The organism is Cupriavidus sp. GW822-FHT03E04 (assembly GCF_058801495.1).
Map to the genome: position 1 here is coordinate 108,225 of NZ_JBXANI010000004.1, position 15,497 is coordinate 123,721.

The window sequence follows — 15,497 nt, forward strand, 5'->3', positions numbered from 1 at the left end:
CAGATGCGGGGTTAGAGCATGTCTCTCTTCAATATCGGACTTTCCGGCCTGAACACGGCGCAGAACGCGTTGACGACGGTTGGCCACAATATCAGCAATGCCGCCACGGCAGGCTATACGCGGCAGAACACCATTATTGCGTCCGCAGGTGGCCAGTACACCAGCAGCGGCTTCTACGGCCAAGGGTCCAACACGACCTCGGTGGTCCGCGTCTATGACGAGTTCCTGACCGGCCAGCTGCGCAACGCCCAGTCCGCCAGTGCCCAGCTCTCGACGTACTCCAGCCAGATCGGCCAGATCGACAACCTGTTGGCCGACCAGACGGGCGGTATCGCACCGCTGATGCAGAAGTTCTTCGCCGCCGTGCAAGGGGTATCCGACACGCCGGCGGATCCGGCCGCGCGCCAGAACATGATCAATGCCGGGCAATCGCTCACTGGGCAGGTGCGCGCCGCCAACTCCTACTTCCAGCAGTTGCGTGACGGTGTCAATACCCAGCTGCAGAGCTCGGTGACGCAGATCAACGCCTACTCCCAGCAGCTTGCCAAGCTCAACGACCAGATCACGCGGGCTACCGCTGCCGGCGGCGGCCAGCCGCCCAACGACCTGCTCGACCAGCGCGACCAGATGGTCTCGCAGCTGACCCAGCTGGTAGGCGTCAAGGTGGTGCCGCAGGACAATACATACAACGTGTTCGTCGGCAACGGCCAGCCCCTGGTGATGGGATCGAACTCCTATGATCTGAAGGCGGTGCAATCGTCGGCCGATCCGTCGCGTACCACGATCGCCTACACGCAGGCCAACGGCAACGTGACCGAGATGGACGAAAGCACCCTTACCGGCGGCTCCGTCGGCGGCTTGCTCAAGTTCCGCACCGAGTCGCTGGATCCCGCGCAGAACGCCATCGGGCGGCTGTCGGTGACGCTGGCCCAGACCTTCAACGACCAGCATAAGCTCGGCGTGGACCTGACCGGCCAGATCGGCGGCAACCTGTTCAAGCTCGGCACGCCCGTCACGCTGCCCAAGAGCTCGAATACCGGCACCTCGCTGGTATCGGCCAGCATCAGCAATACGTCGCAGCTGACCACCAGCGACTACACGCTGACCTACGACGGCACCAACTATTCGCTCACGCGCATGTCGGACAACACGGTCGTGGCCACCCAGGCGGGCGCTACCGCCACCTATCCGCTGACGCTGTCGGCGGACGGCGTGGACGTCAAGATCCCGACGGCGATGTCGGCCAATGATTCCTACCAGATCCAGCCGACCCGCAATGTGGCCGCGAGCATGGACATGGCCATTACCGATCCCGCCAAGATTGCTGCCGCAGGCCCGCTGCGCGCCAGCGCAGGTACCACCAACACCGGTACCGGCACGGTCAAGGTCAGCAATGTCGCGCAAGGCTTCAGCCTGCCCGCTACCACGATCACGGCCAAGTACAACGGCGCCAATTACGTCTTCACCGATGCGACGGGCGCGCCTGTCGTGCCCACCAGCGGCCCGACCCCCAGCGGCACCGCGACGCAATACTCGTTCAACGGTGTCACGGTCAGCTTCGACGGCACGCCCAAGACCGGTGACAGCTTCACGCTGGCCCCCAACCTGAGCGGCGTATCCGATAACGGCAACGCGCTCGCGCTGGCCAAGCTGCAAACCACCAAGACCATCGGCGGCGTGTCGAGCTACAACGACGCCTTCGCGCAGCTGGTCAACGACGTCGGCAGCCGCGCCAAATCAGTGCAGATCGCGTCGACTTCGCAGGACAGCGTCACGACCCAGGTGCAGACGGCGCAGCAAGGCATCTCGGGCGTGAACATGGATGAGGAAACGGTCTCCATGCTGCGTTTCCAGCAGCTCTACCAGGCCAACGCCAAGGTCATCCAGACTGCCACCACGCTGTTCGACACCATCATCGGTATCGGCCGCTGATCGCTTCTGAAGACCCGGATCTCCTAAAGGAACAGACATGCGCGTTGCAAGCTCCACGCTCTACCAACTCGGCCTGGCCTCGATGAACAGCCAGCAAGGCTCATTGCTGCATGTGCAGCAACAGCTCGGCACCGGCCGCCGTATCCTGACGCCGTCCGACGACCCGGTGGGTGCCACCCGGGCGCTGGTGGTCTCGCAGTCCAGCGCGGTCAACGGCCAGTACGCCACGTCCCGCAAACAGGCTAACACCAACCTGTCGATGGAACTGAGCTCGCTCAACAGCGTCGTCACCACCGTCCAGAATATCCAGACGCTGGTGGTGCAAGCCGGCAACGGCACCATGAGCGATGCCGACCGCGCCTCGGTCGCCTCCTCGCTGCAGGACTCATACAACCAGCTGCTCGGCCTGTCCAACGCCGACGATGGCAACGGCCAGTTCCTGTTCGCGGGTTACCAGTCGTCCACGCCGCCGTTCGCGAAGAACGGCAGCGGCGCGGTGGTCTATGGCGGCGATACCGGCCAGCAACTGCTGCAGGTCGACGTTGCCCGTCAGATGCCCACCAACGACAACGGCAACGCGATCTTCATGAGCGTGCAGTCCACCGCCACCTACGTTGCCTCCTCGCCAACCACCAATACGGGCACCGGCGAGTTCAGCGCGATCTCGGTGACGGATCCAACCAATGCGCTGTACGGCCACAGCCTCTCGCTCAATTTCGCCACCAATGCCGTCACGGGCAAGATGCAGTACCAGGTAATGGACCAGAGCGCCGCGCCGCCGGCCGCCGTTGGCGCCCCGGTGGACTATGTGGACGGCGCCGGCATCTCGGCCGGCGGGCTCTCGCTGTCGATCAAGGGCACGCCCAAGGATGGCGATGTCGTCAACCTGCAACCCGCGAAGCAAGCCGGCACCGACATCTTTGCTAACCTGCAGAGCGTCATCAATGCCCTGAAGCAGCCGATCGTCACCAGCACCGACCGCGCCACGCTGGCCAACGCGCTGTCCACGGCAAACCGCCAGATGGCCAACTCGCTGGACAACGTCAGCACGGTGCAGACCTCGGTCGGCTCGCGCATGAATGAGCTCGATGCGCTCAACACCATCGGCACCAACCGTGGGTTGAACTACACCGAGACGCTCTCGGGCCTGCAGGACCTGGATTACTACTCGGCCATGACCGAGTACTACCAGCGCCAGACTTCGCTGCAGGCGGCACAACAGTCATTCATGCAGATCCAGGGGATGAATCTGTTCAAGTACCTGGGGTAAGCGCGAGGTTTTGCGTCCGGCAAGAAATAGCTCGCTTGTCCCGAGAGAATGGATATAGGTCATCTTGTGTGAGTTGCACGCTATAGGCCCTGCCGGATAATCTGGCAGGGCGCTGGTGTCCTGAACGCACTTGGATATTCTGCCGGCCGGCCTAATTCAGTTCAGGTTTGAATAGTCGTCGGGAGTTCGCTGGCGGACGCTCGCGACTAGCTTCTCGCGATCGATGTTGATGGCGAGATCAAGCACCGTAGTTTTGATGGCATCGAGCAATATTTCGATTGCGGCGACGGGCACCTGCTTCCATGCCGCGACAAAACGGATACCCTTGTGTTGCGCGTGATCCGCATTGGCGCACAAGCTCCGGCACCCATGGCAACGTCAGAGTTGCCCCGACCTCCCCGTCTGTGAAGCGCTGGAAACCGCTGGCAAGGCCACCCATTTGAGCCACGCGATAGACGTCCCGAAACGCGGCTGGCAACACGCCAACCTGGGATGTGGAATTCCCCTGGGAGACTGACGAAGAGACGGTAGTTCCCCACCAATCCTTTCCGCCGCCTACATAGATCGCTCTACCCGAGCGAAGAACATGTTCCAGCCCACCCTCGGGCTCGGCGTACGCCACTTGCGCCGGTTCTTGCCGCCGGCCTAAAGTTGCCCGCTCGGTTGCCGTAGTTAGCTCTGTGGCGCCTAAGACCGGCCGATGCCGTGGTCTCAGGCACCGCGATAATGCCGTACTCAGACCGACTCACCCAGGTAACATCACTCTCTTCGGTATGACCGCATCCTCGCTCCGCACCCGCATCGCTCTGATCATGTCCGCCACGGTTGTCGGCGCTCTCGCACTCTCGGGTGCCGCCACCTATGGCATCGTCCGCGCAAATATGACGGCAACAATGGAGAGCGACCTTAGCGCCATCGCCAGTGGCAACACGCTGGCGATCGAACAATGGGTCGCCGCCAAGGCTTTGGCCGTCAAGACTGCAGCGGAGGTCGTGGAGAAAGGCGACCCCGCTGGCTTGGTCAAGTTCATGGGTGATGCCAACGGCTTTCCCGTGACCACCATCGGGTGGAGCGACAAGTCATACTACTCGAGCAGCAGCACGACGCCGAAGGACTACGACCCCACCGCGCGCCCTTGGTACAAAGCGGCGCTGGCCGCGGGCAAGCCGACTGTGACCAAGCCGTATGGAGATGTCTCGACTCGAGTGCCATACGTTTCCTTTGCGGCGCCACTCATCCGTGACGGTGCGGCAATCGGTGCCGTCAGCGGCGCAGTGCCACTGGAAGGCGTGCGAGAAGTTGTGAAGGCGATACATCCAACGCCTTCGAGCTTGGCCTTCGTCGTAGCCAGGGATGGCCAGGTAATCGCCCACGCCGATGCGAATCAGATGCTAAAGCCGGTCAGCGAAGTGACAGCCGCACTGACGCCGGCCACGCTCGAGAACCTGGTTCGGGCTAGTGCGCCGCTAGAAGTGGAAATCCAGGGCGTGCCGAAGCTGCTAAAGGCCCAGGCTGTCGCCGGCACCGATTGGTATCTGGTGATCGCGCTCGATAAGGCCGAAGCCACCGTAGGCCTGCGCCACGTCGTAAGCGCCATGGGCATAGCCTTGGTCCTGCTTACCCTGGCTGCGCTCGGCATTGCCACCTTCTTTACCGCAAAAGCTCTCCGCAGGCTCTCCAGCGTACGTGACGCGATGGATACCATCGGGACTGGCGGGGGCGACTTGACCCGCAGGCTGGATGTCGTGGGCAATGATGAGGTGGCACAGATATCCGCGTCGTTCAACGCCTTCGTAGAGAAGATCGGCGCCGTGTTGGTCGACGTGCGTGCCAGTGTGCAGGGTATGACCTCGGCAACTGGCGAGATCGATGCGGGTAATCGCGACCTATCCCACCGCACGGAAGCCTCGGCCAGCAATCTGCAGCAGACCTCGGCAGCCTTGACCCAACTGGCATCGAGTGTAAAGCAGACTGCGGAAGCGGCCGAACAGGCAACGCAGTTGGCGACTGACGCCAGCGCCACCGCGGCGCGCGGCGGCGAAGTTGTCTCTGGCGCTGTGCGCATCATGGACGAGATCGCCAAATCGTCGGGGCGGATCACGGAAATCATAGGCGTGATCGACAGCATCGCCTTCCAGACCAATATCCTAGCGCTTAACGCGGCAGTCGAGGCGGCGCGTGCCGGGGAACAGGGCCGCGGCTTTGCCGTGGTGGCTGGCGAGGTGCGAACCCTGGCTCAGCGCAGTGCCACAGCCGCCCAGGAGATCAAGGGACTCATCGAAAGCTCCGTAGCCAGCGTAAGCAGCGGCACCGAGCGCGTCCAGGCAGCGGGCTCGACCATGACCGAAATTGTCAAGGACATCGAGCACGTTCGACGGATCATTACTGAGATACACGGTGCGGTGAGCGAGCAGAACACAGGTATTGGACAGCTCGACCAGAGCGTGTCAGAAATGGATCAAGCCACGCAACAGAACGCTGCGCTGGTGGAGGAGTCTGCGGCAGCATCATCGATGCTTAATGATCGGGCACGGGAGCTCGCGCGAACAGTGGCACGGTTTCAATTGCGCGAGGCATAACACGATGTTGTACCTCGGTCGATAGCGGCGTCCGCCTTCAAGGATTCAGATCTGGAGGTCGGCACGCCTCCCGGACTGCAAGCTGATTGACATGTTGTTCGACAGGTGGGGATGCACATTCCAATGTCCGCATGGCGAGTCCGCGCGTTCATGTCGGTGCCGCTGTCTGCGGGCTGCTGCCAGAGAACCAACCTTTGGCCCATCGCGATTGCCGGCCTGCTTTGACGTTGCGAACTTGCTTCCCACCATCCCCTCCACAGCCTGAAATGGCTCGCCTTCAGTCACGGCGGGACTGCAGCAAACAAAGCTCTCGTTGCTCTGAGACTCGGTCCATCCCATATTGACTGTGGATGCAACCGGTCAATGCAACGGATCGATGGATTCCAAGTGAGCCCCATTCTTCTTGTGGCGCCGCGCGCGCTCGCCTGGCTTAGTCGAGCCCGGCGCCGGCCTTCTCCCGCTCGGCTACTATCATCGCGGCCCGCGCTGGTTGCGCTGCGCCTGCGCCTCGCCCACCTGCCAGATCGACCGCACGGCGCCGTGAGGTAGTTTCTAGTACGGGAGGGTACCGATTCTTTACGCGGGACCTTCAAACTCCCTCGCCTCGCATCCGCTATGTTCCTCCGCCCCTCGCCTCCCTGTCGCTGTTGCTTGCCGCGGCGCCCGTCGCCCATGCCGAGCGGTGGCAACCTTTGCGCCCCTCATGCTTGACTAAGCACATAGGGCGTACCCCCCACTTAAGTGGGGAGTCGACAATCGTATTCGGCCTTGCCCCCGCTCCAATTTGAGATAACGTTGTAGAGACAGGTAAAAGAACGCTGCGCAAATCCGCGCGCCCCGGTGGCGGCGGCCCAGCAGTAGCCGGCTGACACCATCGCCGCTTGATCGCTTAGGTCTGCAGTCCACACGTCACGTTCCTGGGGGATATCGTGTGCGCAAGCTACTGACGCAATTGTTGCGTCCGATCGGACGCGTCAGTACGACCGTCATCACGCTCGGCGCGCTGCTGCTCGGCCTGCTTAGCACGATCGTCGTGCATTCGCTGTACACAGAGCTGCTGGAGAGGGATGCGCGCCTGCGATTCAAGAGCGATACCGACGATATCGTCCAGCAGATCGATACGCGTATCCGGCTCTACACCGACGTCCTGGTAACCATGCAGGCGCTCTTCGGCGCTAGTGATGATGTTTCGCGCGAGGAATTCCGCGACTTCGTCAATGGCCTCAACCTGGAACAGCGCTATCCCGGGTTCCAGACGCTGAACTACGCGCCCTATGTGCCGGCCTCCGAGCTGGCCAGCTTTGTCGCCAGCCAGCGCAAGGACCCAGTCCTGCGCGAGGCCGGCGTGGCGTTCTCCGTCCACCCTGCAGGGAAGCGGCCAGCCTATTTCGTGTTGACTTATGTCGAGCCGTTCCAGAACAACCTGCCGTCGATCGGCATCGACATGGGTGCGGAGCCGGGGCGCCTGGCCGCTCTCGAAAGAGCCCGTGACAGCGGGCAGGCAGTGAGCAGCGGGCGCCTGATCTTCAGCGAAGCCAAAGGTCCCCACGTCGGCATTGCCTTGCGCCTTCCGGTCTACAGAAAAGGCCAGCCGCTCGACTCAGTGGAGCAGCGCCGCCGTGCCTATATCGGCTCCGTTGGTGCTGGCATACGAATCAGCGGGCTGCTTGGGGAGATTGCCGGCAGCGAGCGCGTGTATGGGACTCGTTTCGAACTGTACGACGCCGGGAAACTCGATGGCGAACCAGTACCGCCGTCCCCGGCGACTCTGCTGTACAACAGCGCCGGCGGCATGACGGCCACCGCCCCCGCCAGTGCCAAGGCGGCTAGCCAGGCCAGCGCCGCACGGCTTGCCGCCAGCAACGAGCCTTCCGCGCCCCAGCGGGCAAGCGTATCGGACGATCGTTCCTTCCAGCGCAAGGAGATGACACAGCCGTTTGGAGGGCGGCGCTGGCTCATTGTCTTCTCCGCCGACGCCCAGGCCATGGTGGGCCCGCAACGCTACCTGAAGAGTGTGGTGCTTGGGGCCGGGCTGATCATTACCGCGCTGCTGGCCGGGCTGGCCTACGCGCTATCCAGTTCCCGGTCACGAGCCCTGGCGGTGGCCGATGGCATGACGCACAGCCTGCGCGAGAGTCGAGAGGGCCTTGCCCAGGCGCAGCGGATCGCGCACCTGGGGGATTGGCGTCTTGACCTGGAGCGCAATGCGGCCTATTTCTCCAGCGAGATGGCCCGGCTGCTGGGTGTGCGAGCGCTGGATCCCACGCCCGACACACTGCTAGGCGCAGCCGATCCTCGCTTCCGCGGCGTGTTGCGGCAGAGGATGCAAACCGCCTTGCGGGAGCGCGTCGCTTTCGAGCTCGAATGCCCCTACCGCTCGTTACGTGGACGCATGGGTTGGCTTCACCTGATCGGCCATGCGCATGGCCCACCGGGCACGGCCGTCCTGCGCGGCACCGCGCAAGACATCACCCAGCGAAAGCTCATCGAGCAGGCTCGCGCACAGGAGCATCTGGTTGCCTTGCATCTCGCCACCGTGTCTAGCGAAGCCGAAGTCCTGGAAAAAATCATCCGTACCTTGGTTGCGGGAATGGAATGGGAGGCGGGTGCATTCTGGCCTTCGGATGCAGGACGTGGCTTGGCGCTTGCGCCGGTTTGCCGGGCCAGAGAGCAAGAACTGGAAGCTTGGCTGGCACGGCGCCCGGCCGATCCGCAGGCAGATCAGGCAGATCAGGCAGATCAGGCAGATCAGGCAGATCAGGCAGACGTACTGACGGAACCGCGTTGGTATGCGGGCCGCGGTGCCATCGCGCGCTTGCCTCAGCATCGCTGGCTGGCCGACGGGAGCGTGCGCACTGTATTCGCTTTCCCACTGCGCAAGGGCACGACCACGCTCGGACTGGTGGAGATGTATTCGCGCACCAAGCGTCCACGCGATCCACATGCGCTTGCGATGGCTAGCGCGATAGCTAGTCACACTGGCCACTTCCTGCTGCGTCGCCAGGCCGAGGAGACCCTACGCTTTTTTGCCAATCACGATGCGCTCACAGGTCTGCCCAACAGGTTGATGTTCAAGAACCATCTCGAGAGCAGCCTCGCTCGTTCCCGCTCCCGTCAACACCGTCTCGATATCCTCTTTGTTGACCTGGACCAGTTCAAGAGGGTCAACGACACAATGGGCCACAACGCGGGCGACGTCTTGTTACGCGCCGTGGCAGATCGCTTTAGCGCCACGCTTGGCGAAGCCAACCTGATTGCCCGGCTCGGTGGCGACGAGTTCGTCGTACTGGTCGAGCCAATCGACGACTTCTCCCTTTTGCACCGCATCATCAAGCGTATCCAGGCCGCGCTCGCATCCGGCTTTGTCGTCAATGGCAAGGAGCTGCAGGTGACGGCAAGCATTGGCGTCAGCTCCTTCCCCGAAGATGGCAATGACGCGCAGACGCTACTAAAGCATGCCGATCTCGCCATGTATGCCGCCAAGCAGCTCGGCAAGAACGGCTTCCAATACTATGTGCGCGAGATGAGTGTGACCCTGCAGAATCGCATCGACATGGAATCGCATCTGCGCAGCGCACTCGATCACAATGAGTTCGTGCTGCACTACCAGCCACGCATCTCGCTGGACACCAATGCCTGTACCGGCGTCGAAGCCCTGATCCGATGGCGCCACCCGAAGCTCGGCATGGTGATGCCCGCTGACTTCATTCCGGTTGCGGAGGAGTGCGGGGCCATCGTGCAGATTGGCGCGTGGGTACTGCGTGAGGCCTGTCGCCAGAATGCGCAATGGCTTGCCGACGGCAATGCCCCGATACGCGTCTCGGTCAACCTTAGCGCAAGGCAATTTGCCGACAAGGACCTGAGGCAGGTCGTGCTCGATGCCCTGAAGCAAGCCGGCTTGCCAGGGTATCTGCTCGAACTAGAACTAACCGAAAGCATGGTCATGCGCGATGCCGAGCAAGCGGCGCGCTGGCTGTCGCGCCTGAAGCGAACCGGGGTACGGCTGGCCATTGACGATTTCGGCACCGGCTACTCCTCGCTCGCCTACCTGAGCCGTTTCCCGATTGACACCGTGAAGATCGACCGTTCGTTCATACGCTATCTGCCCGATAGCAGGAGCGATGCGCAAATCACGAGCGCAATCATCGGGCTAGGACATCAGATGGCGCTGGAGGTCGTGGCCGAAGGCGTCGAGAACGAGGCTCAGCTGGACTTTCTTCGCCGCGAGGGCTGTGACGAAGTCCAGGGCTACTACTTTAGCCGCCCTATTCCGGCCGAGGACGTCACCGCGTTCCTCGCTGGCCATACCGTGCACGGTCTGCTGCCTGAACAGGGACCGCAGCCGATGCGCGCCTGATTCTGAGTTCCGGCGCGCGCCCCAGCGTCAACAACAGGAGGGAACACATCATGACAGTGCAGAAACAGTGGATTGAACGGTCATGGCAAGCCATCGATGCGCTCGATTTCTCGAGGATCAAAGCCAAGCTTCTACATGGCAAGTCCGCCCATTGGAGCCCCGAAAGCCTGGCCGATGCCGAGGCCGGCTACCGCAGGTTTCTCAAGCTAGCGGCAAAGTACCCCGACACACCAGTCGTGCCCAGCGAACAGGTAGACGCGTTCTGGCACGCCCATATCGTCGATACCAGGCGCTATGCGAACGACTGTGAGCACATTTTTGGCCATGTCCTGCATCATGACCCCTACGTCGGTATCGATGGCCCACAGGATGAAGCCCGCCTGCGCGCGTTGGCCGAGGCAAGTGCCCGGCTTAGCGCGCGCGAGTTTGGGTTGAGACCGGCGCTGGCGGCCTACTGTGCGGTCACGAGCGAGGGCAAGCCCACGCTGGGAGCCGAGCCCGCGGACGCCAAGGCAGCGTACTGCGCAATCACCAATGGGATGCAAGCGGCGTACTGCGCGATCACCTCCGGAGTCGTTTCGTCCTGCGGTCGGGACGCGCCTTGCCCTATGGGGCTGCCGCGTCACTGATGCGTTGCGAAGTGCCGTGCCAACTGGCCGTAGGCGCATTCACGGCACCCCGACCACGTCCGGGAGGGGTGCCATCCTGTGGGAGACGATGCGATGATGGATTCATTGCTGTTTAGCAAGCCGTTTACCTTCCTGGCTTGCCCGCCGATTGCAGAACTCAAAGAAGCCATCGATGCGCTTAACACGTTGCCGGGACATTCGCGCTGGCTTAAGGAGGAAAACGCCATTCGCCGCGATCATGTTCCTGCCTTTGTCGAGCAGAGCCGCCAAGCCCTGGAGGCGCTTGTTCCGGGCCGGTCCTTCATGGTCGATAGCCTCGCCGATCGGATTCGGCACACGCCACGGGTGCTACAGGAGTTGCGCGAGTACGGTCCGGAGGTGGCGGCTGCCGCTCACTCCTACTTCTACTGGCGCTATTCAGCCGACGTGCTCGGACGGGCGCAGGGCATTCCGCGCAGTGCGCTGGAACGTCAATTTGGCAGGGTGGCGGCACGCGATGGCTCCCACAAGATCATATGGGGCTGTCCGTGTTGCGATCATCCAGCGCGATACCAGGTCGATGGGCTACTTGCCAATCAGCGCCCGGCGCGCCAGGGCGGCTTTGCGCTTGAGTGTGATCACTGTGGGCATCAGGAGCGGGTGTATGCTGGATTTCTGCATTACGGGCGTCTCCAGTGCCAATGCGCTGCGTGCAAGAGCTATGTTGGCGTTCTCGCCTATGACATGGCCAGGGCTGCGCGAAAACTTGCTGAAAATCTCGAGAAGTACGCCTGGAGCCAAGCTGCCGAGACCCTTGCCGAGATCCAGGAGTACAAGGACGAGTCCATGCAAATGCTGCAGCGCCGGGCTAGCCCATCACGCAACGCCGCTTCCTTTGCACTTGAAGTCGTGTCCGGCAGGCACCAATCGATGCCAGCGATTCTAACGAGCCTGGACCCTGGCCTGGAAGGTTGCATCGAGAAGAATCCCAGGGCTTGGGCGTTGCTGTGCGAACTGCTACGCGAAGGCGTCGTTGACAACGAATACCTCATCTACGAGGAAGCTGACCGCGAGCGCGTGGCGCTGCAGCTATCACTGCTAGAAGAGCCCTCCTCCCAAACGGAAGGCTTGCCACAGAAGAATCTTGAAACTCTGTTGCAAGGCTACCAGCCTGCGTCTCGCGAGTCCTTTGTCGCGTGGCTGAAAGCAAGCATGCAACTCAAGATCTTTACCGGCAAGTTCTGTACCGCGGTGGAGGTTACCTGGAAACCCAACGCGCAGCGCTGCGAGTTCATCGCTAGCAGTCAGGTCGACCATGCTCGGCCGCTCGCGCACGATACGCCTGCGAGATCAGACACGTCCTTCGTGCCGCCTTCAAAACACCCGCCTCACACTGACGCTGAAATTGAGGCAGTGACGCTACTGAGATCGCTGGGGTACATTGTTGTGGATCCCGCCGTCATTGAAGCGCATGGTTACTCAAAACTGGAGGAAAACACACCGCTCAACAAGTAACCCTGTGTAGCACGCATCGGTGATCGATGCAGCTCCAAACGGGTCACATTGCGCGGCGGATACTTGCCTACCGGCACAGATCCGCGGCCGAAGGCGGCGTCGCCCGGCTCAAATCAAAATCGCTCTCTCGCAAGCCCGCTGGCGTAAGCGAGACCCAGTGCAGTATGGATGACGAGCGCACCAGCCCAAGGCTGCCCGCATAAGTCCATGGAATCGGCGATGGCTGGCTACCGCGCAACTCAATCGTGCCGGCGGACAGCTTCAGGTGCAGCAGGCGGCCGTCCGCCGCAGGCGTGTACGCCATGTCGCCGACCACGGTGATGCTGGCCTCGCGCACGCTTTCCGGCATGCAGGCCAGCGAGGCACTCACCCTGCCGGCCTTATCCAGCAGATGCGCGAAGCCCTTGTCCAAGTCGTTGGTGCCGACCAGCAGGAAGCTGTCCAGGGCCGGGACATAGGCGACACTGTAGGTGTAGTACTTCAGGCGGCCATTCAGTGCTTGCATGCCAGTCAGCGCTCCGTCGACGGGCCGATAGACGGCCGTCTTCAGCCTGGCGTGCGTCTCGCCGGGTACGAACTCCTGCCAGGCAAGCAAGGCCGTCTCCTTCGAGCCTGCAATCAATGGCCACCACTCGCGCTTGTTCGGCGCCACCTCAGTGCTTTGCAGCAGCCGGCCGTTACCGTCATACGTCTTGAGGTAGACGCCGTTCCCGGTGCCCAGGTTGTCCACGCCGCCACCATCGATCCAGTCGTCCGAGTAAAACACCACGAAATTGTCCCCTACCGCCGTCACGTGGCCAGAGTGCCCGCCAGACCAGACGTCAGTCGATTTCGCCTCTTGCGATTGAAGGTCCGTGCCGTACACACGATAGCGCTGGCTGACGCTGTTGGTGGTATTCGAGCCATCCTCAAAGGTCAGCATGATGCGGCCCGCGGCGTTCTGCGCTACTGACACCGGCTCCTGCGCTTCCTTCTCGGCGACCAGTAGCCGGGGCTTGCCAAGACTGGCCTGGGCCGGGTTCCATTCGGCGACGTAGATGTCGTGCGTCCAGTTGCGATTGCGATCCGGGCCGCGCGGCGGCAGCCCGGAGCTGCTGAAGAAGACGTAGGTGGTCTGCCCAGGCCCGGTGGCTGCGCCAATGCCATGCATAAAGGCGCGCTGATCGATCGCCGGGCGGACCTTGGCGGGCGGCCGGGTATCAGCGCGGCTATGGTTCCGGGCTTCGTTACGCGCACCCGACGGCGAGCACAGCAGCGCACCGGCAAGCACTAGAGAAGCGCCACACATCATGACGAGCGGACGCATGGCTGCTCCACATTTCCTCGTGACAATGGACAATGCCAAGACCATTCAATGAGGACCTCGCGCGACAGCGGGCGGCACCGCCGGCTGCCGCGCGAGGCCAAACCGCGGAGCTGCTCAGGCCAGTTCCTGCTGTAGTGGCGCAACGTGCGAGATCAGGCCGTCTTCGTCGTGAAAAGCCACCAGGCGACGACCGGTGCCAACCGAGAGCACCACATCCTTGGCCAGGTCGAGCGTCGAGATCGGCGCCACCCGGGCAGGCTGTTTCAGGTTGGAAACGCTTGTCCCGAAGCGGCGCGCCAACGTCCACGCCGTGAACGCCAGCCCTATCCCGAGGACGGTCAACGCATCGGGGATGATCTCCCCAAGCGAGAACTCGCCGCTTCCCGCGGAGGCCACGCACCAGTGGATGTAGAACGCCGCAGCTACCCAGATGCTGGCCACCAGCAGCGGCCGCGCCAGCCGATACCAGAGATATCGTCGGACCGCCTTTCCCCGCGCAAGGTGCTGCAGATACTGCTGCAATGTCGTGCTGGACGCGTCAATGATGGGTTCTTTCATGTCTCACTCCTCCTCAAGAATGCTCTTCAAGCTGCCCGACAACTGGAGATGCGGGCGCAGGTGACCTTGGCGGCGTGGACGCGGGGGCGTCCTCGCGGATGCCGCGGTCGGGGCTGACCCACCTTGCCCGGGTGCGGCGCTGGTGCAACAGCACGCTGGGCAGGGCGATCACCGATGCGACCATGCTGATGGTCCAGAACGCGATCGGGTACCAGATCGTGTCAAGGAAGTAGCGCAGCAGCTTGGTGTCGTAGCAGCGATCGATCACGCAGCCGACCAGGATCTGCACGCAGCAGGTCAGAAAGAGAAAGACGCCTGCCCCGCGCGGCATGCCGGCAAAGCGCCAGGCTTCGGGCAGCTCGAACAGCGCGGTCGCGGCCGTCATCACCAGGGTGAACAGCATGCAATAGGCCCAGATCACGCTGACCGTATACTCGAGGAAGATCGGCCACATCATCGGCTTGTTCTTTGTGACGATGGGCGCCGCATACTTCTGCAGCACCTGGATGCCGCCCCGCGCCCAGCGCAGGCGTTGCCTGAACAGGCCCTTGAATGTCTCCGGCATCAGGATCCAGCTGAGCGCGTGTGGCTCGAAATGCAGCCGCCAGCCATTGACCTGCAGTTTCCAGCTGATATCGATGTCTTCGGTCAGCATGTCGGGGCTCCAGTAGCCCACGCCGCGCAGCGCGCTCTTGCGGAACATGCAGATCACGCCAGACACGGTCAGCAGGCGGCCATACAGTTCCTGGGTCCGTTTGATCAGGCCCACGATCGACGAGAACTCGCCGACCTGCATGCGCCCCAACAGCGAGGTCCGGGTGCGGATGCGCGGATTGCCGGTGACTGCGCCAACCCCCGCATCCCGCAGGAAGTGCCGCAGCATCCAGCCGATCACCTCGCGGTCGAGCAGCGAGTCGCCGTCGATGCACAGCAGGTACTCGGCATCGGTCAGCATTGCCGCAGTGGTCAGGCCAATGGCCTTGCCCTCGTTACTGTGCTGGTGGATCACCAGCAATTGCGGATACTGATCGATCAGCGCATTCAGGATATCGCCGGTGGCGTCGCTGCTGCCGTCATTGACGGCGATGATGTTGTAGTTCGGATAGCGCAACTCCGCCAGGTTCGCGATGACCTCGCGCACATTGGCTTCCTCGTTGAAGCAGGGCACGATCACCGAGACCTTCGGGCACTCGAGCAACACGTCCGCCCGCGTTTTCTTGCTCTCTTTTCTCTCGATCAGGAAGTAGTGAAGCAGGCCACCGGTCATCCATAAGTAGGACATGAACAGTGGGTAGTAGAAGACAAAATTCGAAAGCAGGCTTGCCGTATTCTTCATAATCTTCCCCTACCTTGTTGCTATCGGCTCTTGGTC

At 62.3% G+C, this 15,497-nt stretch carries 10 protein-coding genes; 6 read left to right on the top strand and 4 right to left on the bottom strand.

Going from position 1 to position 15,497, the window contains the following annotated elements:
- The first annotated feature begins 18 nt into the window (after window positions 1-18).
- The gene (flgK, locus tag AC1RQC_RS06335) at window positions 19-1,932 is read left to right on the top strand and encodes a flagellar hook-associated protein FlgK (protein WP_492830369.1); all 1,914 of its coding nucleotides are present in this window, start codon (window positions 19-21) and stop codon (window positions 1,930-1,932) included.
- Window positions 1,933-1,969: 37 nt separating this feature from the next.
- Entirely contained in the window at window positions 1,970-3,202 is a 1,233-nt protein-coding gene (gene flgL / locus AC1RQC_RS06340; protein WP_492371356.1) for a flagellar hook-associated protein FlgL, read from the top strand.
- A gap of 156 nt (window positions 3,203-3,358) precedes the next feature.
- Here the strand turns inward: flgL and AC1RQC_RS06345 are convergent, their stop codons facing one another.
- Window positions 3,359-3,559 carry a hypothetical protein gene (locus AC1RQC_RS06345; protein WP_492830371.1) on the bottom strand — a complete coding sequence of 67 codons (201 nt, stop codon included), beginning with the start codon at window positions 3,557-3,559 and terminating at the stop codon, window positions 3,359-3,361.
- Between the two features lie 416 nt (window positions 3,560-3,975).
- Between AC1RQC_RS06345 and AC1RQC_RS06350 the strand changes: the two genes are divergently transcribed.
- The 4 genes from AC1RQC_RS06350 to AC1RQC_RS06365 all read left to right on the top strand — a co-directional run bounded on the left by AC1RQC_RS06350 (window position 3,976) and on the right by AC1RQC_RS06365 (window position 12,261).
- Window positions 3,976-5,781: a methyl-accepting chemotaxis protein gene (locus tag AC1RQC_RS06350; RefSeq protein WP_492882704.1), complete on the top strand. Its 1,806-nt coding sequence runs from the start codon at window positions 3,976-3,978 to the stop codon at window positions 5,779-5,781.
- Window positions 5,782-6,712: 931 nt separating this feature from the next.
- Entirely contained in the window at window positions 6,713-10,138 is a 3,426-nt protein-coding gene (locus tag AC1RQC_RS06355; protein ID WP_492882706.1) for a bifunctional diguanylate cyclase/phosphodiesterase, read from the top strand.
- A 50-nt stretch (window positions 10,139-10,188) separates the two neighbouring features.
- The gene (locus AC1RQC_RS06360) at window positions 10,189-10,767 is read left to right on the top strand and encodes a glycine-rich domain-containing protein (RefSeq protein ID WP_492882708.1); all 579 of its coding nucleotides are present in this window, start codon (window positions 10,189-10,191) and stop codon (window positions 10,765-10,767) included.
- Window positions 10,768-10,860: 93 nt separating this feature from the next.
- Complete coding sequence (locus AC1RQC_RS06365) at window positions 10,861-12,261, top strand: hypothetical protein (RefSeq protein ID WP_492809642.1); 1,401 nt, start codon at window positions 10,861-10,863, stop codon at window positions 12,259-12,261.
- Between the two features lie 67 nt (window positions 12,262-12,328).
- On the opposite strand, the gene AC1RQC_RS06370 is transcribed toward AC1RQC_RS06365, so the two are convergent.
- The 3 genes from AC1RQC_RS06370 to pgaC form a co-directional block, all read right to left on the bottom strand.
- Window positions 12,329-13,567: a hypothetical protein gene (locus AC1RQC_RS06370; RefSeq protein ID WP_492882710.1), complete on the bottom strand. Its 1,239-nt coding sequence runs from the start codon at window positions 13,565-13,567 to the stop codon at window positions 12,329-12,331.
- Window positions 13,568-13,681: 114 nt separating this feature from the next.
- Complete coding sequence (locus tag AC1RQC_RS06375) at window positions 13,682-14,125, bottom strand: hypothetical protein (protein ID WP_492371363.1); 444 nt, start codon at window positions 14,123-14,125, stop codon at window positions 13,682-13,684.
- A 13-nt stretch (window positions 14,126-14,138) separates the two neighbouring features.
- A complete protein-coding gene (gene pgaC / locus AC1RQC_RS06380; protein WP_492371364.1) occupies window positions 14,139-15,461 on the bottom strand; it encodes a poly-beta-1,6-N-acetyl-D-glucosamine synthase in 1,323 nt (440 codons plus the stop codon).
- Between the last annotated feature and the right edge of the window lie 36 nt (window positions 15,462-15,497).

Excerpts from the sequence above, each read along its gene's own strand:
- flgL (WP_492371356.1), top strand. The coding sequence starts at position 1,970 with ATGCGCGTTGCAAGCTCCACGCTCTACCAACTCGGCCTGGCCTCGATG.
- pgaC (WP_492371364.1), bottom strand. The coding sequence starts at position 15,461 with ATGAAGAATACGGCAAGCCTGCTTTCGAATTTTGTCTTCTACTACCCA.
- flgK (WP_492830369.1), top strand. The coding sequence starts at position 19 with ATGTCTCTCTTCAATATCGGACTTTCCGGCCTGAACACGGCGCAGAAC.
- AC1RQC_RS06370 (WP_492882710.1), bottom strand. The coding sequence starts at position 13,567 with ATGCGTCCGCTCGTCATGATGTGTGGCGCTTCTCTAGTGCTTGCCGGT.
- AC1RQC_RS06365 (WP_492809642.1), top strand. The coding sequence starts at position 10,861 with ATGATGGATTCATTGCTGTTTAGCAAGCCGTTTACCTTCCTGGCTTGC.
- AC1RQC_RS06375 (WP_492371363.1), bottom strand. The coding sequence starts at position 14,125 with ATGAAAGAACCCATCATTGACGCGTCCAGCACGACATTGCAGCAGTAT.
- AC1RQC_RS06360 (WP_492882708.1), top strand. The coding sequence starts at position 10,189 with ATGACAGTGCAGAAACAGTGGATTGAACGGTCATGGCAAGCCATCGAT.
- AC1RQC_RS06350 (WP_492882704.1), top strand. The coding sequence starts at position 3,976 with ATGACCGCATCCTCGCTCCGCACCCGCATCGCTCTGATCATGTCCGCC.